This is a genomic window from Clostridium sp. LIBA-8553 (assembly GCF_057782465.1).
The window spans coordinates 2806260-2831648 of sequence record NZ_CM173489.1; the positions used below are offsets into that span (position 1 = coordinate 2806260).

A 25389-nucleotide genomic window follows, 5' to 3' on the forward strand; every position below is an offset into this window, starting at 1 on the left:
TCCATATTTTAACATATTTTAATACTTTATGTCAAATAATACTAAAATAAATAAAACTCATAGAAACAAAATTCCATGAGCTTATTTAATATTATATCCCTTTAAATTTTTTAATTTCTCCATTTATTTTAGTGGCTACATCCTCAATAACCATCCCCTCATCTAGAAGTAATGTCGTAAGTGCCTCATTTATATCCTTCATTACATAAATCTTAAATTCACCCTTTTTAATAGCTTCTTCTATTTCACTATTCAATATCAGTTCATCCTTATTACTTTCTGGTATTAAAACAGCTTTTCCTACATGAGTCCCTATTATTTTGCAAACATTAAAGAACCCTTCTATCTTTTCATTCACTCCTCCTATTGCTTGTACTTCACCAAACTGATTTACTGACCCAGTTACGGCAATGCTTTGATTAACTGGAATTTTACTTAAAGCAGAAATCATGGCTATAATTTCAGCAACAGAAGCACTATCACCTTCTATTTTCCCGTAAAGCTGTTCAAAACTTAATTGAAAATCTACAGGTAAAACTTCATAAGCATTAAAAAAGCTACTTAAAAAGCCTCTTAGAATACTTAAGGATTTATTGTGAATGCTTCCACTTAAATTACTCTCTCTTTGTGCATCCATAATTTTCCCACTACCTTTATAGCAAGTACATGTTATCCTCATAGGTTTTCCAAAACTTATATATCCTAAATCTATTACAGATAGACCATTTACACTTCCAATAATTTTATCTTCTATTTCTAAGATTATCTTTTTATCCTCGTACATTTCCAAATAATCTTTTTCTATTTCACCACATTGATTTATAACAAATTCTATAGAACTTTTATCTATAAGTGTTTTATTATTATTCTTGGCTTCTTCATTTCCAAGAAGTAATAACCTTTCTATTTCATCAATATCCCAAAGCATCTTCTTTCTTGTTCCAGCTTTTCTAGCTAACTGCTTTCCTATGGCATTAACGCCAGAGGTTGAAATCTTTAAAAGGTCATTATCACTTATGATTTTATTCACAAGCTCTAATAAAGATTTTTTATTTTTATCTATACCTATCAAATTTGAAAATTCTGCTCTAATTCTAAATATCTTTTTAAAATCTTCATCACAATTATATAAAACATCATAACTCTCAAAGTCTCCAATTAAAATAACGTTAACCTTAATTGGTATTGGAGCTGGATCAAGTCCATTTAAAGAAAGCACTTCTAAATACCCTCTGTTAAAATCATAATTTATTTTTTCATTTAACAGTGCCCTTCTTAAATAATAGTAGCTATTAGCATTGTTCATTAAAGAACTTAATCTAACTATTAGACATCCTTCATTAGCTTCAAGCAATGAACCTGATTTTATAAGCTTTACACTTGTTGAATATACACCATTATGATTTTCATACTCTATTGTTCCTAGAAGATTATTTAGACTCGGATCTTCTTCAAATATAACTTTAGGTGTTTCTTGTCCCTTACTATTCTTTATAATATTACAAATATATTTTGCAATAATTTCATTTATTTTTTCTTCATCATCATCAAAATTTATTGTGTAATTATCAATCAATAGATTTTCTAGACTTTCACATACATCTATAAGATAATTATACGCATCTTCTTCATTCTTAAAATCATTCTTTATTTTCTCTTTAACAGATGATGATTTATTTTCTAAATAATTTCTAAGTATAACTTTTAATTTCTCAATAGAATCTATTTCTATATTTTTAAGTTCCTCTAAAACATCTTCTGCTCCCTCTTTTAATTTGCTAGCTTTTATTGATATATCACCTTTACTATTTTCTTCTAAATCATCGAATTCTTCCTCTGTCATAGCCTCTCCATCTAATAGAGGAATAAATGCAAAGCCAGAAGATGTAGCTTTTAAATCAAAGCCTTCTTGCTTAGCACCCTTTATTAAATCACCTATATAATCACTTCTCTTTTTTTGTATATCATTAATAATATCTTCCTTATCTTTATTTATAGAAGAATTGTAAAAGGCATAAATCTCTTCGTAATAAAAAGATTTTACATATTCTAATCTTTCATCTAGCTTTTCTCCCATTCCATTTTCTAAAAATATAACTTTAGGTGCTTTAATATCATCTAAAGTTACATAACATATATCTTTAGGTTTATTTCTTTCCTTCATTTTTTCTTCTAAATGCAGAATTATATCCTTAAGCTTTTGTTTTGAAAATTCATCGATTAAGTAAACATTAAAACCTTCTTTATTTATACTTAATGCTTCATCAATTCTTTTAAAAACCTCTGAGTATTCACTACCATTGTTTTCGTTTCTAGCTATTCTACTTGTAAAATCTTCATTATAAATTACTTCTTGTGGAGTTAACTCTCTTCTCATATACATTCACTCATAAAACTAATCCTAGCTTTAATAGAGTAACCTCCTCTTTATAAGTACTTTATTATATTAATATTCTAAAAGTTTAAAATTAGCCATCATTTTCACTTTTTTATTTATTTTTTTCTTCGACAAAAAAGCCTATAGAAAAACTTTTCTATAGGCTTTAATGGAACTAAAAATATTTAATCATATCTTAGTATGTTGAATCAGAAACTTTTCCTTCACATATAGCTATTGAAGCTGATGCTCCTATTCTAGTAGCACCATTTTTAATTACAGCTTCAGCATCTTCTATTGATCTTACTCCACCTGATGCTTTAACACCTAAGTCAGATCCTACTGTTTCTCTCATTAATTTGATGTCCTCTGGAGTTGCTCCACCTGTTGAGAATCCAGTTGAAGTTTTAACAAAGTCTGCTCCTGCTTCTTTAGCTAATTTACAAGCTTCAACTTTTTCATCATCAGTTAAAAGACAAGTTTCTATTATAACTTTTGTAAGCGCTTTCTTATCAGCCGCATCTACAACAGCTTTTATATCTTTTTTTACATATTCATAATCTTTATCTTTTAATCTACCTATGTTTATAACCATATCAACTTCATCTGCACCTTTTGCTATTGCATCTTTAGTTTCAAAAGCTTTAACTTCCATAGTGTTTGCTCCTAAAGGGAAACCTATTACTGTACAAACTTTTACATCACTTCCTTTTAAAAGCTCAGCTGCTAATTCTACATTGGTAGGGTTTACACAAACTGATGCAAAATTATATTCTAATGCTTCTTTGCAAAGCTTTTCTATTGATGCTCTATCAGCCTCAGGTTTTAATATAGTGTGGTCTATCATTCTTGCTAATTGTTGTTTATCCATTACATTTCCTCCTAAGATAACATTTTCATTATACTCTTATTATAGAATATAAATTCTTATAAGTCTATAATTTAAATATTTACATTGCATAATTTTGCTACAAAATATTAAATAATATATTTATATAAAATTCTCATTATACCTACTTTCAGCCCTAACCAAAGTATTTTAATATATTTAATATTGTGTTATAATACTATCTATCATATAATATGTATTTATAGTAATAATAAATGTAAATTCGTCAACTTAAAAGGAGTTATAATTATGGGTTTCAAAGAAAAATTATCTAAATATTACACTGATTCTTATCTTGAAAAATACGGCGATAGAATGGCTCAATTTCAAGGAAGCGTAATTTCTGAAAAAATCGAAGAAAAAACTATTCTTTGGATATTCCACAAGTTAGTTGTTACTTTAATAGTTAAACCTGAAAGAAGTAAGCAAATAATAAAATGCGTATATAAAAAGAATCGTTGGTTTAAAAAACCTACTTTCATAAGCGTGAAAAAAGGAAATAATGTTATAGTTCAAGGACTTAAGTCAAATAAAGAAAATGAAAAAGAATATATTGTACTTAATAACATACTTAACTTAACTACTAAACAAGATTTAGTACCTGTTGACCATTCACAATTAAAGAAAGCTAGACAACAACAACAATTTAAACAAAGATAAAAAGCTGTATAACGATACAGCTTTTTATCTTTTAAACAACCTTTATTTTTTTACCTTTATAAATAAATATAAGCTATTTATAAAGAAAATTATTGTTGAAAAGAATAATACTATTAACCAATGATTTATTCCTAAAATAGTAGTGTGGAATATACCACTGAAGAAAGGAATATAAATAATACTTAATAACATTACTATTGATATGAAAACAGCACCCACTAAATATATATTAGTAAATAATTTTATTTCAAATATAGAATGTCTTTCAGATCTACACTCAAAAACATGTAACAATTGAGACATAACTAATGTTGATAAAGCTATTGTTCTACATGTCTCTAAATTCATTCCATATAATCCACCTACAATAAATGATAATAATGTGCATATCCCAATCAAGCATCCTCTTACTAGAATTTTTTCAGTAAGCCCTCTTGCAAATATACTTTCTTTTTTACTTCTAGGTTGTTGATTCATTATATCCTTATCAGCCGGATCTACCCCCAAAGCTATTGCTGGCAATCCATCTGTCGCTAAATTTACAAATAATATTTGTATAGGTAACATCGGTGTTGGAAGATAGAAAATTGTAGCTAGGAACATTGTTAATACTTCTCCTAAGTTACATGACAATAAATATCTTATGAACTTTCTTATGTTATCATATATTATTCTTCCCTCTTCTACCGCTGATACTATGGTTTCGAAATTATCATCCATTAAAATCATTGCAGAGGCTTCCTTTGTAACATCAGTTCCTGATATTCCCATAGCAACTCCTATATCTGCCTCTTTTATAGCCGGAGCATCATTTACTCCATCTCCAGTCATAGCAACTATATTACCATTTTGTTTAAAAGCCTTAACTATTCGCAACTTATGGTTAGGTGTAACTCTTGCAAATATTCTAAGTTTATTAACTAACTTTTTAAGTTGATTATCATCTAATTTGTCTAATTCCTCTCCAGTTATTACCTGGTCTTGTGATTTTGCAATATTTAAATCTTTACCTATAGCAAAAGCTGTATTCTTATGATCACCAGTTATCATTACAGGCGTTATTCCGGCTAGTCTACATTTTATTACCGAATCCTTAACCTCTGGTCTAGGTGGATCTATAATACCTGCAATACCAAGGAATATAAGATCTTTTTCTAATCCTTCATCTCTTGTTAAATTATCTATTTTATAAGCGCCAGCTATACATCTTAAAGCTCTATTACTCATATTTTCAACAACATTTAATATTTGTTGTTTCTTTTGAGCAGTCAATAATTTAACTCTTCCTTCTTCATGTATATATCTACATTTATTTATAAGCCTCTCTGGAGCTCCTTTTACATAACAAACTTCTTTGCCATTTTCCTTAGCTATTACCGACATCATTTTTCTACCTGAATCAAAAGGTATATCAAAAACTCTATTTATATTGGATACTGTATTTTTCAAAGTATCAATATCATTAAAATATGCTTTTATTAATGCTGTTTCAGTAGGGTCTCCATTCAAAACATCTTCCATTTTATTTTTTGAAAAATCATAATTACAGTCATTACAATAAATAAATGCCTTCATAAGTATAGGTGAATTAGGAATCTTATCAACATCTATTCTACAATGTTTTCCCTCAACAAATATTTCCTTAACAGTCATTTTATTTTGAGTTAATGTACCAGTTTTATCACTACATATAACTGAGGTACATCCTAGAGTTTCTACTGCTGGCAATTTCTTCACTAAAGCATTTTTCTTAAGCATTCTAGAAACACCTAAAGCTAAGGAAACTGTTACTATAGCAGCTAGTCCTTCTGGTATGGCAGCTACTGCCAAACTTACTCCTAATAAGAACATCTCAGTTAAATCATTTCCTCTTATAATACCTAAAATAGTTACTAAACCGCATATTCCAAGGCATAATACTAATAAAATTTTTCCTAATCCATCTAATCTTTCTTTAAGAGGAGATTTTTCTTCTTCTATGTCTTGTAGCATATCAGCTATTGAACCCATCTTTGTATTCATTCCTATAGCTGTTACCCTAAATCTTCCTTTACCTTTTAATACTTTAGTCCCCATATAAGTTAAAGAAGCTTCCTTTGAATTAATTGCTTTATTAACTCCTACAGACTCTCCAGTAAGTAATGATTCATCAACCATAAGATTTGTACATTCAAATATCTCACCATCAGCTGGTACTCTATCACCTGCTTCAAGAATTACAATATCTCCTATTGTTAATTCATTTGCATTAATAACTTTAATATTTCCATCTCTTAATACTTTACAGGTTGGTGCTGCTAAAGATTTTAAAGCATCTAAAGACTTTTCTGTTTTAAATTCTTGTATGAAACCTAAAAGACCATTTATTACAACGATAACAAAGATAGTAATAGCATCTGCTACATCTCCCATAAGTCCAGATATAATAGTGGCTCCAATTAAAACCCATATTATAAAATCATTAAATTGTTGTAATAATATTTTTATAGCCGATACCCTTTTCTTTTCTGTTATTTCATTTAATCCAAACTTCTCTATTCGTTTTTTAGCTTCTTGAGTTGTTAACCCTCTAAAGAGTTCTTTCTCATGCATAACTTTTTGTTCCTCCTTTTTTTCCTAGCAATCTATTGTAATATATGTTTGATTTGCTTATTTTTAGAACTAAAAAAATTCTTATGTAACATCTTATACCCATAATATTTCTCTACTTTTATCTCATAGAAAATTCTCTTAAACTATGATAAAATGAGTGTTGTTAAACTTTACTTTTCATAATTTAGGAATTAAAATATATTCATGAATTAAAAAAATTTAAAATAACAAAGGAGGCAACCTACATGAAGGATGTTATATACATTACAGGACATAAAAATCCTGACTCAGATTCAATATGTGCTGCCTTAGCATATGCTGAATTTAAAAATAAAACTCAAGACACTCCTGCTATACCAGTTAGATTAGGAAATGTTAACCAAGAAACTCAATACATACTTGATTATTTTGGTGTTGAAGCTCCTCAATTTTTAGAAACAGTTAAACTAAAAGTTGAAGACTTAGAAATGGATAAAATAGCTCCATTAGCTCCAGAAGTTTCACTTAAAATGGCTTGGAACATAATGAGAGATAAAAACTTAAAATCAATTCCAGTTGCTGATGGAAATAATCACTTACTTGGAATGTTATCAACATCAAATATAACTGCAACATACATGGATGTATGGGATAGCAACATACTTGCTAAAAGTGCTACTTCATTAGATAACATATTAGATACATTATCTGGTGAAGCTCAAAACATAAACGAAGAAGTAAAAATATTCCCTGGAAAAGTTGTAGTTGCTGCTATGCAGGCTGAATCTTTAAAAGAGTTCATAAATGAAGGCGATATAGCAATAGCTGGAGATAGAGCTGAAATACAAGCTGAATTAATAGATTTAAATGTATCTTTATTAATAATAACTGGTGGACATACACCTTCAGAAGAGATAATAGCTCTTGCTAAGAAAAATAACACAACAGTTATAACTACTCCTCATGATTCATTCACAGCATCAAGATTAATAGTTCAAAGTTTACCTGTTGACTATGTTATGACTAAGGACAACTTAGTAGCAGTGTCTACTGATGATTTAGTTGAAGATGTTAAAGTAACAATGAGTGAAACTAGATACAGTAATTATCCTGTAATAGATGAAAACAACAAAGTTGTTGGCTCAATCGCAAGATTCCACCTAATTTCTACTCATAAGAAAAAAGTTATCCAAGTTGACCACAACGAAAGAGGTCAATCAGTACATGGTTTAGAAGATGCTGAAGTATTAGAAATAATAGATCATCATAGAGTTGCAGATATTCAAACTGGTAACCCTATATACTTTAGAAATGAGCCTCTTGGAAGTACTTCAACAATAGTTGCTAAAAGATTCTTTGAAAATGGTATAAGACCATCAAGAGAAGCCGCTGGACTTTTATGTGGAGCTATCATTTCAGACACATTATTATTTAAATCACCAACTTGTACTCCACAAGACATAAAAATGTGTAGAAAACTTGCTGAAATAGCAGGAATAGTTCCTGAAACATTTGCTAAAGAAATGTTTAAAGCAGGTACTTCATTAAAAGGAAAATCTATTGAAGAAATATTCAACGCTGACTTTAAACCTTTCACAATTGAAGGAGTTAAAGTAGGTGTTGCTCAAGTTAATACAATGGATATCGAAGGATTCATGCCTTTAAAAGATGACATGTTAGCTTACATGAATCAAAAAGCTGAATCAATGGGCTTAGAAATGATTATGTTATTACTTACTGACATAATAAACGAAGGTTCACAAATATTAGTAACTGGAAGAAGTCCTGAAATAGCTGAGGAAGCATTCAAAGTTAAGTTAGAGGATTCAACTACTTTCTTACCTGGAGTTCTTTCAAGAAAGAAACAAGTTGTACCACCATTAACTCAAACAATCACAACAAGAGTTAGCAAATAATTTAAATGAAATATAAAAAGCAATCTCTATTTTTAGAGATTGCTTTTATTATTTCCACTTTAAAATCTTATAAGTATCATGCTTTTTCTTATAATTTATTAAGTAGGCGTTTCCAACTAAATCTAATAAAGGTTTGTCTGATAACGAATCCGAAAACATATATGAATTTTTGTAGTCTACTTCTATATTATGTTCTCTTAAGTACTCTTTCAGTCTTCTAACTTTTTCTTCCCCTTTACAATTTTCCCCTAACATCTTTCTTTCAAACTTTCCACCGTTAAATAAAAATCTTGTACCAATTATCACATCAACCTCTTTTATATTATAGAGTTCATTCAAATAAAATTCCGGTGAGGCTGATATTAAATAAATCTTGCATCCTTCAGACTTTAATTTTCTCATCATATCAATAGAATCTTTATAAATTATCTTACTTAAAACCTCATCATAATATTTCTTTACAAGAAGTTTTAACTCTTTTTCATCTACTCCATCTATAAACTTAAGAAAAGATTGCTTAACCTTTTTTTCATCATAAATCTTTAATCCATACATAATTCCTGAAAAAGCGGCTCTTGGTACAAATTTCAAATTTTTCTTATCTTCTTTTATTAAAAATCGAAATAGTTGTAATAATGTTTCTTTTCTTGTTAAAGTAAAATCTACATCAAATATAGCTAATTTCTCCATAACGATCTCCATATTTTAATTAATAATTTATTAATAGTAGCATAACTAAATAAAAGATGATGTAAAACATCATCTTTTATTTATTATTCTGCTACATTTTCTTCGTAGAATTTAACAACTTCATCAAACTCTTCTTCTGAAGGAAGAACTAATTCTCCTTCTTCACCTTGAGATTTGAATAAGTAAACTGATTCATCAGGATGTTGTACTAAAACGTACTCTTCATCTTTATATTCAAAAGCATCAATAACATCACAAGTTATTGTGTTTCCTTCTTCATCTTCTAAGTCTACAACGAAATGCTCTAAATGCTCATCTCCGCATCCGCATCCTTCATGATGGTCATGTCCATGATCGTGACCATGTCCACCACATCCGCATCCTTCATGCTTTTCTTCTTTTTCGCTTCCGCAACCACAGTTGCCTCCACAGCATTTGTTTAAATCTTTATCTGACATAATCTTTCCTCCCTTGTGGAAAATTTACTTTATATTAATTGTAACCTTAAATACAAAATAATAAAAGTACTTTCTTATAATTATATATAATTATATTTTTAACACAATATAAAAATTTAATCAGTTCAAATATAATTATATTTACAAAAAACTCTCTTCAAAGTTTTATCTTTGAAGAGAGTTTTTATATTAGTGAGTAAATCCTTGTACACCCTTATTATCTACTTTAGTTTTACTTAAAATTCTTGCATTATTTAAATCATTTATAGCAGCTTTTAAATCTCTCATTAATAAGTCAGCTAAGTTTCTACTTAAATCTGCACGACATACAAATCTTTGAATTATTACATTTTGTAAATCTTCTGGTAATGGATAAGCAGGTACTTGCCATCCTTTCATTAATAATCTATCTGCTAAATCATATAATGTCCAGTTTACATTAGCATCATCTTTTAATTTGTAGCAAACTATTGGTAAATTTTCACCATTGTTGTATATTTCAAATAAACCTGTTTTTTCAAGTTCACTTGATAAGTACATAGCAACATCTTTTGTTCTTTGATGTATTTGTCTATATCCTTCAAATCCGTATCTTAAGAAGTTATAATATTGACCAAGAATTTGGCTAGCTGATCTTGAGAAGTTTATTGCCATTGTAGGCATTTTACCACCTAAGTAGCTTACTTCAAATACTAATTCTTGAGGTAAGTATTCTTTATCTTTCCATAATACCCAACCTATACCTGGGTAAACTAATCCATATTTATGACCTGATGTACTAATTGAAACAACATTTTTTAATTGGAAATCCCATTTTAAATCTGGTTCTATAAATGGAGCAAACATAGCTCCTGAAGCACCATCAACATGTATTGGAACTGTTATTTTTGCTGTTTTATTATATTCTTCTAATTTTTTATCTAAAGCTTTTATGTCATCATATTTACCAGTATAAGTTATACCTAATATACCAACTACACCAATTGTATAATCATCAACATAATCTAAAACTTTATCTACGTTTATGCTCATATGTTCTTCGTCCATTGGAACTAATCTCATTTCTATATCCCAATAAACACAGAATTTTTCCCAACATACTTGATATCCTGAAGAAATTACTAAGTTTGGTTTTTTAGATGTAACATCCATTCCTAAAGCTTTTGCTCTATTTCTCCATCTGAATTTCATAGCCATACCACCAAGCATACAAGCTTCTGATGATCCAACTGTTGAAGTTCCCATATAGTTTAAATCTTTTGGAGCATGCCATAAATCAGCTAATATATTTACACAACGGTTTTCCATATCTGTTGTTTGTGGATATTCTGATTTATCTATAGCATTTTTCTCTAATGTCTCTGACATTAATTTTACTGCTTCATCATCCATATATGTTTGACAGAATGTTGCTAAGTTTTGACGAGCATTACCTTCATCTAGTAAATCATCTTTTATCAATCTATATGCAACTTGTGGTGCAATTGATTTCTTTGCTAATTTATATTTTGGAATAGGCTCATTACTTTCAACTGTTCCAAATATAGGTGTTTCAAATTCATTTCCTAGTTTTAAATTTTCTAAATCTTGTTTTCCAAAAAGCATTTTGAATACCTCCTAAGTTTAGCTAAAAACCATTCTTAATTTCTCCCTAGTACTCTCAAGAAATTAAGATTAATTTTTAGTAAATATTGATATTATTTTTTTCTCTTAATGATTACCTCATCAAGTTATTTATATAATACACCTTTTATTAATTAATTAAAATTCTTTAATTAGTTACATTTTATTAATATTTCGTTATCTATTTGTTCATTTTTAAGTTAACTCATTAATCCTTTAAATTTCTAATTATTTCTTCATTTTTCTCTATAATATATTTTAAAAATATTTTTTTTAATACATCATTAATAAAAACCCATTTTTTTTATTAATATAACTTATAATAGCATTTTTTTTTATATTTATACGAAAATGATATTGCTAAAATTTAAAAAATTTTACTAACAAAAGATAGAATTATAAAAAAATCAGTACACAATTAGTTAACATTTTGTTTAAAAATTCACTTTAGTAATTTACATTGTTTTACACTTATTTGATATACTATCATATCTTCTTGTTCTCAATTTCTTATTTATTCCTAAATTACTTTTTTATTTTTTTCAACAGTATCAAGATAAAATCCTCTACATTAGTTTAATTACAAGAAGTTTTTAGCATATAATTAAATCACTCATTAACGCCTTCACATAGCAAGTGGTTTTTATTTTAAAAAAATAAGAGTGAATATAATTTTATTCACTCTTATAAACTATAAAATTATATTTAGCTTTCTATACCACTTTCTAATATTGATATTATTCAAAATAAAGTAAAGCATATTGCTCCTAATCCAATCATAACATGAAATAATAGTTCATGATTTTAACCTCTTTCTCCACTATGAATAAAATCAAGAAAATTAATCACTAAATTTTCTTGATTTTATTTATACCTTTATTTAATTTGCTTTTCTTAATACTGTTGCTTCATCTAAATCTTTAATTGCAGCATTTAAATCTCTTATGTATAATTCAGCTAAATTATGACTAAAGTCTGAACGGCAAACAACTCTTTGGATTGTTGTATTTTGTAAATCTTTAGGTAATGGATAAGCCGGTACTTGCCATCCTTTCATTAATAATCTATCTTCTAAATCATATAATGACCATTCAACATTTACATCATCTTTTAATTTATAACAAACTATTGGTAAGTTTTCACCATTATTATAAATTTCAAATAAACCTATTTTTTCAAGTTCGCTTGATAGATACATAGCAACATCTTTTGTTCTTTGATGTATTTGTTTATATCCTTCAAATCCATAACGTAAGAAATTATAATATTGGCCAATAATTTGACTAGCTGATCTTGAGAAGTTTATTGCCATTGTTGGCATAGTTCCACCTAAGTAGCTTACTTCAAATATTAATTCTTTTGGTAAGAATTCTTCATCTTTCCATAATACCCATCCTACACCTGGGTAAACCAAACCATACTTATGTCCTGAAGTATTTATTGAAACAACATTTTTAAGTCTAAAATCCCATTCTAAGTGTGGTTCTATAAATGGTGTAAACATTCCACCTGAAGCAGCATCAACATGTATGTAAACTTTCAAATCATGTTCTTTATTATATTCTTCAAGTTTTTTATCTAAAGCTTTAATATCATCATACTTACCAGTATAAGTAATTCCTAATATACCTACTACACCAATTGTATTTTCATCAACATAATCTAAAACTTTATCTACATTTATACTCATATGATCTTTATCCATTGGAACTACTCTCATTTCAACATCCCAATAAACACAGAACTTTTCCCAACAAACTTGATATCCTGAAGATATTACTAAATTAGGTTTTTTTGAAGTAACATCCATTCCTAAAGCTTTTGCTCTATTTCTCCAATAAAATTTCATTGCCATTCCACCAAGCATACATGCTTCTGATGACCCTACAGTTGATGTTCCCATATACTTATTTCCCTCTGGTGCATTCCAAAGCTTAGCAATGATATTTACACAACGATTCTCTAACTCTGCTGTTTCAGGATACTCAGATTTATCTATAGCATTTTTTTCTAAAGTCTCTGTCATTAGGTTTATTGCTTCATCATCCATATATGTTTGACAAAATGTAGCTAAATTCTGACGAGCATTTCCCTCATCTAATAAATCATCCTTTATAAGTCTATATGCTACATCAGGTGCTATTGATTTTTCTCCGATCTTATCACTTGGTATAGAGCTATTACTTATACTTGTCCCAAATATAGGGGTTGTAAAACTTTCTCCTAATTCTATATCTTTTTCATAATCAAAATTCATTTTTAAGTCCTCCTTAATGTCACTTTAAACATAACTTTTTATTAAAATATGAGTATAAATTATTTGAAGTAGTCTATTAAAGACTACTTCAAAAATAAATTTAATTTATTTAGAACTCCATTTATTATGTAAAGCATATATTATAAATGGAATTAAAACTGTTACTATAAAGCTTATTGATAATATAGTTAAATATTCTGAAATACTATTACCAGTTAATTGTGATGGTGGTACAAATGAAATTACTAAAGCAAATACTGAAACTATGAATCCAACAATTGCTACTATCATTTTGAATGTTTTACCACCTGGTACTTGATATGCACGTTTTAAGTCTGGATGTTTTATTATTAATGTTAAATATCCAATGAAGAATAATAAATATCCAACTAAGTATATAACAACTGTTAATGATATAGCAGTAAGGAATGAAACGTTATTTCCACCACCGCCGAATGTTAATACAGCTGCCCATATAGTAACTACTAAACCTTGAACTAATACTAATGGAACTGGTACATCATGTTTATTAACTTCTGTTAATTTTTTAGGTAATAATCCTTTTTTAGCTGCTACATACATACCTTGTGAAGGTCCAACAACCCAAGAACTAACTTCTGCCATAACACCTAAAGCTAATAATAATGCAACAACTCTTGTTATCCAATCAAAACTATCACCTAAGTTAACAGCTACTAATTGATGGAATGTTTGAACAACTCCGGCACTTAAGTTTAATTGATCTGCTGGTATAACTGCTGCTACTGTTAATCCACCTATAGTATTAAGAACTATTGCTACTACAACAAGTACAAACATAGCTAATGGATAGTTTTTACTTGCATCTTCTAACTCATTAACATGTGAAGCTGAAGCTTCAACTCCCATATAAGCTAATATAAATGATACAAATACAACTAATGTATTTACTTTTGTGAAGTCGGGTATAAGAGCATGAGCACTTATATCAACATGTATTGGATTACCTTTTGCTATATACATTATACCTAAGATAAATAATATAATCGCTGGAATTACTACTCCAAATATAAATCCTGTTTTAGCTATTTTAGCAGTATTTTTAGTTCCACCAAATTGAGAGAATGTTAATCCCCAGAAAATAATTAAAACACCAATAAATTTTATTAATGGGTTACTATTTAATGCAGGCCAATTGAAAACATAAGAAAGAGCTCCTAAGATGAAATAAATCATTGTGACGAATCCAACTGTTATTTGGAACCATTGAAAGAAGATTGCTGCGAATCCCCATCTTTCACCTAAAGTATTACCTACCCAGGCAAATATTCCTCCTTCTTCCCAACCATCTACAGTTGCCATTTCTGCTGCACATAATGCAACTGGTAAGAACCATAAAAGTCCACCAACAATTAAGAAAAATACTAAATGAAATCCTGATGTTGCAAATGTAGGATACTCGTAAACAGTCATTACCATAGATGCTGTCATTGCGAAGAATCCAAACAAGGAAAGTTTTTTTACATTTGCCTTTGAATTGCTTGGCATAATAAACGCCTCCTTAGTTGTTATTGTTTAAAATAGATTTTAACAATTAACAACTATTATCTAAGACAAAAATTTATTATCTTCTAAATTTTTGTCTTGAATAATAGTTACTAACTATACATAAATCATAAACCTTGTTAACAATTTATTCAAAACTTTCATTCTTTTATTTTAAGCTATTAACATTTTTCAGCTCAAGATTTAATAACTTTTTCTCCTTAAAGCTCTCTTTTACTCTTATTAACTAATGAATTAATTCAATATCACTCTAGACCATATATTTTTGACATTTTATTAATAATAAAAAAAATAAATATATTTTTAATATATTTTTACTAATAATTTTATTTCTTTTAATAATCTAACTTTTTATTTTATATTTAAACTTTGTTAATATTTTGAATGGAAATTATCTTTTCTAATGAAAACTCACATTCTTAGTTGGTGGTGTTTTTTTAGATCTATAATGCTCCTTAACTATATTTTACCTAAAATTTCTTAAATTAGTTCGCTAGCAATTTAACTCTCTATTTGATTAAGCTATTATATCTTCCTGTCCACGATTTCTTATATACTTTTTAATTACTTTTTTATATTTTCAAAAGTATAACTATATTTTTTTCTCCATATATTTCTTTCTATAAATATATACTATTTGCAATTCTATTTTATAAGAACCTCTTTTATTTAAAAATTTGCTTTAAACTAATTTCAACAAAGGATTCTCTTACTAAATTACTAAAACTCTTATGGAATACACTCTTTTTATTAAACAAAAATAAGAGCTAGAATATTAATATTCTAGCTCTTATAACTATACTTCAATCTAAATTTATATTTAACCGTAATTAGTTATCTACTATTTCTTACTTTCCAGCAAGTTTTTTGTAGCCTTCTAATCTTTCTTTAGCATCTCTTTCAGTCTTCTCAAATAAAGCTTCAGCAGCTTCTGGGAATGCTTTTGCTAATGCAGCATATCTAACTTCTCCCATTATGAATTCTCTGAAATCACCAGTTGGTTCTTTAGAGTCTAATGAGAATGGATTCTTACCAGTTTCTTTTAACATTGGGTTGAATCTGTACATAGCCCAGTATCCACATTCAACAGCTCTCTTCTCTTCTAATTGAGAGTTACCCATACCAGCTTTTAATCCGTGGCTGATACATGGAGCGTAAGCTATTATTAATGATGGTCCTTTGTATGCTTCAGCTTCAGCTATAGCTTTAAGAGTTTGGTTTTTATCTGCACCCATAGCTATTTGAGCAACATATACATAACCATAGCTCATAGCCATCATTCCTAAATCTTTCTTCTTAGTTCTCTTACCTGCAGCAGCGAATTTAGCGATAGCAGCAGTTGGAGTTGATTTAGAAGCCTGACCACCAGTATTTGAGTAGATTTCTGTATCCATAACAAGTATGTTTACATCTTCTCCACTAGCTAAAACGTGGTCAACTCCACCGTAACCGATGTCGTAAGCCCATCCGTCTCCACCGAAGATCCATTGTGATCTCTTAGCTAAGTAGTCTTGGTCTTTTAATATTTCTTTAGCGAACTCGTTAGTTTCACCTTGTAATGCAGCTACAACAGCGTCAGCTCTATCTCTAGTTCCTTCTCCGTTGTCAACTTCAGCTATCCAAGCTTCTAAAGCTTCTTTAGCTTCTGGTTTAACACCAGCTTCAATTGCTTTTCCAGCAAGATCAACTAATCTTTCTCTTATAGCTTTAACTCCTAAGAACATACCTAATCCGAATTCAGCGTTGTCCTCGAATAATGAGTTAGCCCAAGCTGGTCCATGACCATTGTGGTTAGTTGTGTATGGAGTTGAAGGAGCTGATCCACCCCAGATTGATGAACATCCAGTAGCGTTAGCTATCATCATTCTATCTCCGAATAATTGAGTTATAAGTTTAACGTATGAAGTTTCTCCACATCCAGCACAAGCTCCTGAGAACTCAAATAATGGTTGCTCAAATTGGCTACCTTTAACTGTATTTTTGTTCATTGGATTTTTCTTAACTGATACTTCTTCTACACAGTAATCCCAAGCTTCTGCTTGATCTTCTTGAGTATGTTGTGGTTTCATAACTAAAGCTTTTTCCTTAGCAGGACAAACTTGAGCACAGTTTCCACATCCAGTACAATCAAGTGGGCTTACAGCCATAGTGAATTGCATTGGTTCTTCAGTTTTTAATCCTTTAGCAGCTATTAATTTAGTTGAATCTGGAGCATTCTTAGCTTCTTCCTCAGTTAATAAGAATGGTCTTATTGTAGCATGAGGACAAACGTAAGAACATTGGTTACATTGGATACAGTTGTCTGCTATCCATTCTGGTATGTTTATACCAATTCCTCTCTTTTCATAAGCAGCAGTACCTTGTTGGAAAGTACCGTCTTCCATTCCATTGAATGCAGATACAGGAAGTTTATCTCCTTCTAATCTGTTCATTGGTTCAACGATATTTTTGATGAATGCTGGAACTTCTTTAGTTTCAACAACTTCATCTTGAGCGTTAGCCCACTCAGCTGGAACATTGATCTCAACGATAGCGTCGATTCCTTTGTCTATAGCAGCGTGGTTCATGTTAACAACTTTTTCACCTTTTTTACCGTATGAAGTTACAACAGCATCTTTTAAGTATTTAACTGCATCTTCTACAGGTATTATGTTAGCTAGTTTGAAGAATGCTGATTGCATGATCATGTTAATTCTTCCACCTAATCCAACTTCTTGAGCTATTTTAACAGCATTTAAAGTGTAGAACTTAATGTTGTTTTCAGCTAAGAATCTCTTATATCTTGCTGGTAAATGTTCAGCAACTTCTTCTGGAGTCCAGATTGTGTTTAATAAGAATGTTCCGTTTTTCTTTAATCCGTCTAAAACGAAGTATTTTTGAACATATGATTGGTTATGACAAGCAACAAAATCAGCTTTATTTATTAAGTAAGGTGATTTTATTGGCTGTTTACCAAATCTTAAGTGAGAAATTGTTACCCCACCTGATTTTTTAGAGTCATATGCAAAGTATCCTTGAGCATACATGTCAGTATGGTCTCCGATGATTTTGATAGCACTCTTGTTAGCTCCAACAGTTCCGTCTGATCCTAATCCCCAGAACTTACAAGCTTTAGTTCCTTCTGGAGTAGTATCTATATCTCCAACTGGCTCTAATGAAGTGTTAGTTACGTCATCAACTATTGATAAAGTGAATCCATTTTTTGCATCCTCTTTATTTAAGTTTTCGTAAACAGCAACAATATCAGCTGGTACAGTATCTTTTGATCCTAATCCGAATCTACCACCAACTATTACAGGAGCATTTTCTAATCCGTAGAATGCATTCTTAACTTCTAAGTATAGAGGTTCTCCTGCAGCACCTGGTTCTTTAGTTCTATCTAAAACAGCAACCTTTTTAACAGTTTTTGGCATTGCTTTTATTAATCTTTCATTTGAGAATGGTCTGAATAATCTTACTTTTACTAATCCAACTTTTTCGCCTTTAGCGTTTAAGTAATCTACAGTTTCTTCTACTAAGTCAGTAACTGATCCCATAGCTACTATAACTCTTTCAGCATCTTCTGCTCCATAGTAATCGAAACAGTTGTACTCTCTACCAGTTAATTTAGTGATTTCTTTCATGTAGCTCTCAACTATTTCTGGAACTGCTTCGTAGAATTTGTTTACTGATTCTCTTTCTTGGAAATAGATATCAGGGTTTTGAGCTGTACCTCTTGTTACAGGTTTGTTAGGGTTAAGAGCTCTTCTTCTGAACTCTTCTACAGCTTCCATATCTACTAATTCTTTTAATTCATCGTATTGTAAAAGTTCAACTTTTTGTATTTCATGTGATGTTCTGAATCCATCGAAGAAGTTTACGAAAGGTATTCTTGATTTAATAGATGCTAAGTGAGCAACTGCTGATAAATCCATAACCTCTTGAACTGATCCTTCTGCTAACATAGCGAATCCAGTTTGTCTTGCAGCCATAACGTCTTGGTGATCACCGAAGATGTTTAATGCTGAAGTAGCTAATGCTCTAGCTGATACATGGAATACTGATGGTAATAATTCACCAGCTATTTTATACATGTTTGGTATCATTAATAGTAAACCTTGTGAAGCTGTGTAAGTAGTAGTTAAAGCTCCAGCTTGTAATGAACCGTGAACTGCTCCAGCAGCCCCTGCTTCTGATTGCATTTCCATTACTTTTACTGTTTGACCAAATATGTTCTTTAATCCTCTTGCACTATTTTCATCAACCCACTCTGCCATTGGTGATGAAGGAGTGATAGGGAATATTGCTGCAACATCAGTGAACGCATATGATATATAAGCGGCAGCTGTGTTACCATCCATAGTTTTCATTTTTCTCATTGCCATTGAGATGACCTCTCTTTCATTAATTTTGTAGATATATAAATTAAATCTTAAAAATTATAATATATTTAAAGTAATTAATTAAAATTACTTATTAGCATATTAAGTCTTATTTTATTAGTTTTTTTGCTAAGTCTTTAGCTGAATTAATTTCATCATCATTTGGTGATTCATTTACAGCTAAGCTACCAACAACATCGAATCCATAGTCTTTCATTCTTTCAACCCATGCATTCATGAATTCTCCATTATCCCAACCATATGATCCAAATAGAATCATTTTTTTATTGTTATTTGGAGTTAATTTAAATTGATTAACAAATGGTTCCATATCGTATTGTTCTATTCTATTATTATCCATCGAAGGGCTACCTAAAGCTACTGCATCTGCTTCAGTTACATCCTCTAATTTAGCGTTTGAAACATGCTTTATTAAAACATCTGCTCCTAAATCAGTCAATTCATCTGCAATAGTGTTTGCTAATACTTCAACATTTCCACCATTGCTCCAGTATATTACTGATACTTTACTCATAAAAAACACCTCTTATACACGATAATATAATTTATCTTAAAGCCCAATATTATTTAATGTAAAACTAATTTTACTCGACATTAATAATTATACTCTTTGGGAAAAATTTTTCAAGCTACATATTTTGATATTTTGAAACATATTTTAATAATTTATTATTATTTACTATTAAACATGGCTGTTATTCTAAGAATTATCTATAAAAATTTACATATTTGCCGATTTCTTAATTATATCTATGATATTATCCACTCCATTGCCTATTTTGCTTATTTTCATAGAATTTAAATATTTTTCCTTGTTTTTTGTTACTTCTTTGATAGCGTTTAGTAAAACTTCTGAAGTTAACTCCTCTTCTTTTATGACCTTAGAAAAACCACTTTTTTCAAATGAATTAGCATTTAAAACTTGATCTCCTCTTGAAGCATTTGCTGATAAAGGTATTAATATATTTAACTTTCTAAGTGCTAATAATTCAAATATAGTATTTGCACCTGCTCTAGATATAACTAAATCTGCTAAAGCCATTAAATCAGGAAGCTCATCTGATATATATTCATATTGTCTATAACCTTCTAATGTTGTTAATGATTGATCTAGATTTCCTTTTCCGCATAAATGTATAACATTATAATCTTTTAATACTTCATTTAAGATTTTTCTAACATTATCATTTATAACTTTAGAACCTAAACTTCCTCCAACTATCATAAGAACTTTTTTATCTTCTTTAAAATTACAAAACTTTCTTCCTCTTTCTTTACTACCTTTTAAAAGTTCTTCTCTAATCGGTGTTCCTGTTAATTCGCCTTTATTATCTTTTATATATTTTAAGCTTTCAGGAAATGTAACACAAAGCTTATCACAAAATGGTGAAGCTATTTTATTAGCTAATCCTGGAGTCAAGTCTGATTCATGCGATACTACAGGTATCTTTTTCATTGAAGCTGCCATAACAACAGGAACAGTAACAAATCCACCTTTTGAAAATATAACATCTGGTTTTTCTTTTGATAATATTCTTGAAGCATCTAAAACTCCTTTTAGAACTTTGAAAGGATCAGTAAAGTTTTTAATATCAAAATATCTTCTAAGTTTACCTGATGATATTGAATAATAAGGTATGTTTTCTTTAGTTATTATTTCTTTTTCTATACCATTTTTGCTTCCTATATATTTTATTTCAAAACCTAACTCTTTTAATTTAGGTACTAAAGCTAAATTTGGGGTAACGTGACCAGCTGAACCTCCACCAGTCATCATTATTTTATACTTTTTCAAAAAATCAACTCCCTTAATAATCTATGGTTTTATAAATATTTTTTTGTAATAACTCCTTTAATTCCCTCTCATATTTTACTCTATTCTGCACAATATATAAATGCAAACTCAATTAATAACTAAGGAGGAATTCAAAATGGCACAATTAGTTCCAGAAGCAAAAAACGGATTAGCAAAATTCAAAAATGAAGTAGCAAGTGAAATGGGAGTACCATTCTCAGATTACAATGGTGACCTTAGCTCAAAACAATGCGGAAGCGTTGGTGGAGAAATGGTTAAAAGAATGGTAGAACAATACGAAAGAGGAATTTAATTAAAAATTAAAGTCCGCCATTAAATAAAACTTAATATTGATATTGTATATAATTAATTTATGCCTAATTATATACAAAACACTGGAGCAATATTTTTAATATTGCTCCTTTAATTTTATAATCTAAAATATTTCACATTAGCTTGAATAGTTTTCTTTCCATTAAATTCATTTATGTTAGGATAATAAATTAAATCCACACTAAAATTGCAGTTTCCGCCATCTAAAACTCTTAATAATTCTTCTTCTCCATATTTATTAGAAAAGTCTTCCTTAAATTCATTAACCTTATTTCCAAATGCTATAGCGTCTATTGTTTTATAGCTATTTCTTAATTTACACCTAAATTTAATTACATTCTGTTCTTTTCCCATTATCCATACTCTACTTACCTTAACATCCTTCTCTCCAAATAGAGGACTAGAATTTCCTTTTCCAAAAGGTTCTAATCTATCTAAATTATCTATTATTCCATAATTTAAATTCTCCAAAGGTAATTTTACATCAATTCTAACCTTAGGTGTTATATCATATTCAGTTAATCTACAATTTTCTAATAACATTTTCCTTAATATAGGTATGTTTTTTTCTTCAACTGATAATCCTGCAGCCATAGGATGGCCACCAAATTTACTTATAACTTCTTTGCACTTAGATAATTCTTCAAATATATTATATTCCTCAATAGATCTTGCAGATCCCTTTGGCATATCTTTCCCTTTAGTCATTATTATTGTAGGAACATTATATTTTTCTTTTATTCTTCCAGCAACTATTCCTGCAATACTTTCATGTATATATGGATTATAAACTAAAATCACCTTATCATTTTCCATATTATTATCCTCTATTTGTTTTATAACCATATCTACACTATCTTTGGTTAAGTCCTGTCTTCTTTGATTAAGCTCAAAAAGCTCTCTAGCTAATATATCTGCTTTTTCTTCATCTTCTGTTAGAAGCAATTCCACAGATAAATCAGCGGTCTCAAGTCTTCCTGTAGCATTTATACAAGGTCCTATGACAAACCCTAAATGATATTGTGCTATTTCTTTATCAGTAAGCCCTGTGTATTTCTTTAAAGCTATTAATCCCTTATTTGATGTATTATTCAATAATTCTAATCCCTTTTTAACTATTATTCTATTTTCTCCTAATAAATCAACTACATCACATACTGTAGCAATAGCACAGATTTCTAAAAGTTTTAAAGCCTCTTCATGTTGTATTCCTAACTCTTTATATAGAGCACATACAAATTTAAATGCAATTCCTGCTCCACACAAGGATTTAAATGGATAATTACAATCCTCTTGTTTAGGATTTATAACCGCATAAGCTTTAGGAGTTTCCTTATTAAGTTCTCCTGCTTTATTCTTAACTAAAGGAATGTCATGATGATCTGTTAAGATAACATCCATTCCTAATTCATTTGCTAAAGCTATTTCTTCAAAGGCAGCAATTCCATTATCGCATGTTAAAATTAATTCAGTTCCCTCTTCTTTTAAAATTCTAACTCTATTAGAATTCATACCATACCCTTCATCTTCTCTATCTGGTATATGATAATTAAAGTTAGCATTGCATCTTTTTAGCCCTTTATATAATATTGAAGTACTTGATACACCATCACAGTCATAATCACCATATATAGTGATTTTACTCCCTTTTTCTATGGCTTCTTTTATTCGCATGACTCCCTTTTCCATATCCTTCATTAGATATGGATCATTTAAGTCATCAATTCCTCCAAATAAGAATTCTTTTGCATTTTTTTTATCCCTTATATCTCTATTCACTAAAAGAATAGATGTTAATAAATCTAAATTTAATTCTTCTTTTAAACTCTCTATTTCCTCTCTATTTCTTTGTTTAAGTAGCCATTGCTCCCTCACGCCATCACCTCTTAATTAATTATTTGCACAATGAAATTTTTTAGAACTCTTTCTATTAAATTTTTCATATCTTTTAAATTTAAACCTTCAACTAAACTTAACTCTTCAAAAATATATTCTCCTCTATTAAACATAGTTTCATATATAGCCATTCTATTAGCAAGAATTATACTTTTTTCTAAATCTAATGAATTTTTAAGTTTAAATCTCTTTATTAGTTTATTTAATCCCTCTTCACTTAAATAATCTTCTATATTCATAGCCTTTGATATACACTTTTCAATAAGTCCTAAGGCCTCTTCTTCCTTTTCCTTAGAGGTTCCTAAATAAATTTTAAATAATCTTATTCCCTTTTCATACTTAACTTCACTATAAACTTCATAAGCTAGTCCATTTTTAGTTCTAATTTCATCGTATAATACGGAGCTTACCCCTTCACCAAACCAAAGATTAAATACCTTAAGTAAAGTTATCTCTTCCATACTTAAATCATTTATATTAAATAAACAGCATATTTTTGCCCCAGTATTGCCCTCTATCTTTTTAGAGAATATGCCACAATTAATATTTCTTTCTAAACTATCTTTAGATATCTTTCCTCTCTTTGCTCTATTAAAATTTTTCTCTACAATCTCTTTTACTTTTTCTAAAGAAAGAGATGAAACAACTGAGACAACCATATTTTCACTTAGATAGTTTTTTTCATAAAAATCTTTTAACCCTTGAAAACTTATAGCTTCTATATGATTTTTTTCTCCTATTATTAAGTTTCCTATTCTTTCATCTTGTAAGCCATTCATTAAAGCAAGATCCTCTACATGTTGCTCTAAATCTTCTTTCCACTCATCACTTTCTTGTTTTATAACATTTAATTCTTCTGAAAAACCAAATTCCTGAAAATCTGAATTTAAAACTATATTTGAATATAAAGAAAATCCTTCTTCAAAATCTTCCTTTGCAGTAGTTCCATAATAAATAACATAAGGGAAATTAGTCATAGCATTATTAAATCCAAATAAATCATCTAATTTTTCATTTATTTCATCTTCCTTAAGCTTCTCATTTCCTTTAAACAAAATATGCTCTAGGGCATGTGCCATTCCTATTTCATCTTTATTTTCTGCATTAGCTCCACTCTCTAAGCTTATGCAAAAAGATGTATGTTCTATATCTTTAAATTTATATAATAATCTAACACCATTATTTAAAATTATTTTTTGCATATATTTTCCTCCAAATATATTAAATCTTATTATATTTTAACATACCTAATAAGCTTGTAAAAAATAAAAAGAGCCGTATCAAAACTCAAAACAAAATTTATAAATGGAATATTTACTATAAACTTCTTAGATTAACTAAGTAATTTTCCAAATATGTTTATAAATTTTATTTTTAAGTTATTTTGATACAACTCTCTTTAAGTTATAAAAGTGCTACTTACCTTCTTTTTCTAAGAAAAAGTTAATAAGCATACCTTCTCTTATTTCCTCTGCTTCTTTTCCATATCCTAATTGCTTTAATATTTCTAATCCAAATACTAAAGCAGTTGCAGGCCCTCTACTTGTTATTATATTTCCATCAACAACTACTGTCTCATCTTCAATATAATTAACATTTCCAAGCTCCTCCTTAAATCCAGGATAACTTGTAACTGTTCTTCCTTCAATAACTCCAGCCTTGGCTAATGCTATTGGTGCTGCACATATTGCTGCTACAATTTTGTTTTCTTTATTATATTTTTTAATTAATGATTGTACTTTTTCATTATCTCTAAGATTTTTTGAACCTGGCATACCACCTGGAAGTACGATTGCATCATAATTTTCTAAATCATCATCTGATATTAATTTATCACAAAGTACCATTGTTCCATGAGCACTATTAACAGCTCTATTTTCTGTTAGGCTGCATGCATGACATGTTACCTTAGCTCTATTACAAACGTCCACAACAGATAATGCCTCTATAGTCTCAAAACCTTCTGCTAAAAATACTAATACTTTTTTCATGACCAT

The 25389-nt window shown here is 29.3% G+C and carries 17 protein-coding genes; 3 read left to right on the forward strand and 14 right to left on the reverse strand.

All coding sequences use genetic code 11. The features are described from left to right. Positions 1-91: 91 nt before the first annotated feature. Together AC2JAQ_RS12575 and deoC are read right to left on the reverse strand one after the other, a co-directional pair. Positions 92-2377 (reverse strand): AAA family ATPase, encoded by a 2286-nt coding sequence (locus AC2JAQ_RS12575; RefSeq protein ID WP_488456752.1) that lies wholly within the window; start codon positions 2375-2377, stop codon positions 92-94. 196 nt (positions 2378-2573) lie between these two features. After that, on the reverse strand, positions 2574-3248 hold the full coding sequence (gene deoC, locus AC2JAQ_RS12580; RefSeq protein WP_488456753.1) for a deoxyribose-phosphate aldolase: 675 nt from the start codon (positions 3246-3248) through the stop codon (positions 2574-2576). A gap of 267 nt (positions 3249-3515) precedes the next feature. Between deoC and AC2JAQ_RS12585 the strand changes: the two genes are divergently transcribed. Then, positions 3516-3926 carry a hypothetical protein gene (locus tag AC2JAQ_RS12585; RefSeq protein WP_488456754.1) on the forward strand — a complete coding sequence of 137 codons (411 nt, stop codon included), beginning with the start codon at positions 3516-3518 and terminating at the stop codon, positions 3924-3926. A 42-nt stretch (positions 3927-3968) separates the two neighbouring features. On the opposite strand, the gene AC2JAQ_RS12590 is transcribed toward AC2JAQ_RS12585, so the two are convergent. After that, a complete protein-coding gene (locus AC2JAQ_RS12590) occupies positions 3969-6518 on the reverse strand; it encodes a calcium-translocating P-type ATPase, PMCA-type (protein WP_488456755.1) in 2550 nt (849 codons plus the stop codon). Between the two features lie 245 nt (positions 6519-6763). Between AC2JAQ_RS12590 and AC2JAQ_RS12595 the strand changes: the two genes are divergently transcribed. Further along, positions 6764-8413 (forward strand): putative manganese-dependent inorganic diphosphatase, encoded by a 1650-nt coding sequence (locus tag AC2JAQ_RS12595; RefSeq protein ID WP_488456756.1) that lies wholly within the window; start codon positions 6764-6766, stop codon positions 8411-8413. Positions 8414-8461: 48 nt separating this feature from the next. Here AC2JAQ_RS12595 and AC2JAQ_RS12600 read toward each other — a convergent pair whose 3' ends face one another. The 8 genes from AC2JAQ_RS12600 to murG all read right to left on the reverse strand — a co-directional run bounded on the left by AC2JAQ_RS12600 (position 8462) and on the right by murG (position 21163). Continuing rightward, positions 8462-9103 (reverse strand): HAD-IB family hydrolase, encoded by a 642-nt coding sequence (locus AC2JAQ_RS12600; RefSeq protein ID WP_488456757.1) that lies wholly within the window; start codon positions 9101-9103, stop codon positions 8462-8464. Between the two features lie 83 nt (positions 9104-9186). Then, positions 9187-9561 (reverse strand): DUF1292 domain-containing protein, encoded by a 375-nt coding sequence (locus AC2JAQ_RS12605; RefSeq protein ID WP_003451221.1) that lies wholly within the window; start codon positions 9559-9561, stop codon positions 9187-9189. Between the two features lie 189 nt (positions 9562-9750). Then, entirely contained in the window at positions 9751-11166 is a 1416-nt protein-coding gene (gene gad, locus AC2JAQ_RS12610; RefSeq protein ID WP_488456758.1) for a glutamate decarboxylase, read from the reverse strand. Positions 11167-12064: 898 nt separating this feature from the next. Then, positions 12065-13441: a glutamate decarboxylase gene (gad, locus tag AC2JAQ_RS12615; RefSeq protein ID WP_488456759.1), complete on the reverse strand. Its 1377-nt coding sequence runs from the start codon at positions 13439-13441 to the stop codon at positions 12065-12067. A 105-nt stretch (positions 13442-13546) separates the two neighbouring features. Then, a complete protein-coding gene (gadC, locus tag AC2JAQ_RS12620; RefSeq protein ID WP_488456760.1) occupies positions 13547-14968 on the reverse strand; it encodes a glutamate/gamma-aminobutyrate antiporter in 1422 nt (473 codons plus the stop codon). Between the two features lie 866 nt (positions 14969-15834). Then, positions 15835-19344 (reverse strand): pyruvate:ferredoxin (flavodoxin) oxidoreductase, encoded by a 3510-nt coding sequence (gene nifJ / locus AC2JAQ_RS12625; protein ID WP_488458801.1) that lies wholly within the window; start codon positions 19342-19344, stop codon positions 15835-15837. Positions 19345-19456: 112 nt separating this feature from the next. Next, the gene (locus AC2JAQ_RS12630; protein WP_488456761.1) at positions 19457-19882 is read right to left on the reverse strand and encodes a flavodoxin; all 426 of its coding nucleotides are present in this window, start codon (positions 19880-19882) and stop codon (positions 19457-19459) included. Positions 19883-20089: 207 nt separating this feature from the next. Further along, positions 20090-21163 (reverse strand): undecaprenyldiphospho-muramoylpentapeptide beta-N-acetylglucosaminyltransferase, encoded by a 1074-nt coding sequence (murG, locus tag AC2JAQ_RS12635; protein ID WP_488456762.1) that lies wholly within the window; start codon positions 21161-21163, stop codon positions 20090-20092. A 136-nt stretch (positions 21164-21299) separates the two neighbouring features. On the opposite strand from murG, the gene AC2JAQ_RS12640 reads away from it, so the two are divergent. Next, entirely contained in the window at positions 21300-21476 is a 177-nt protein-coding gene (locus AC2JAQ_RS12640; RefSeq protein WP_488456763.1) for an alpha/beta-type small acid-soluble spore protein, read from the forward strand. A gap of 116 nt (positions 21477-21592) precedes the next feature. Here AC2JAQ_RS12640 and recJ read toward each other — a convergent pair whose 3' ends face one another. From recJ to AC2JAQ_RS12655, 3 genes are all read right to left on the reverse strand, one after another. Beyond that, on the reverse strand, positions 21593-23371 hold the full coding sequence (gene recJ / locus AC2JAQ_RS12645; RefSeq protein ID WP_488456764.1) for a single-stranded-DNA-specific exonuclease RecJ: 1779 nt from the start codon (positions 23369-23371) through the stop codon (positions 21593-21595). An 11-nt stretch (positions 23372-23382) separates the two neighbouring features. Then, a complete protein-coding gene (locus AC2JAQ_RS12650; RefSeq protein ID WP_488456765.1) occupies positions 23383-24594 on the reverse strand; it encodes a M16 family metallopeptidase in 1212 nt (403 codons plus the stop codon). A gap of 213 nt (positions 24595-24807) precedes the next feature. Further along, positions 24808-25383: a DJ-1 family glyoxalase III gene (locus tag AC2JAQ_RS12655; protein WP_488456766.1), complete on the reverse strand. Its 576-nt coding sequence runs from the start codon at positions 25381-25383 to the stop codon at positions 24808-24810. Positions 25384-25389 lie beyond the last annotated feature (6 nt).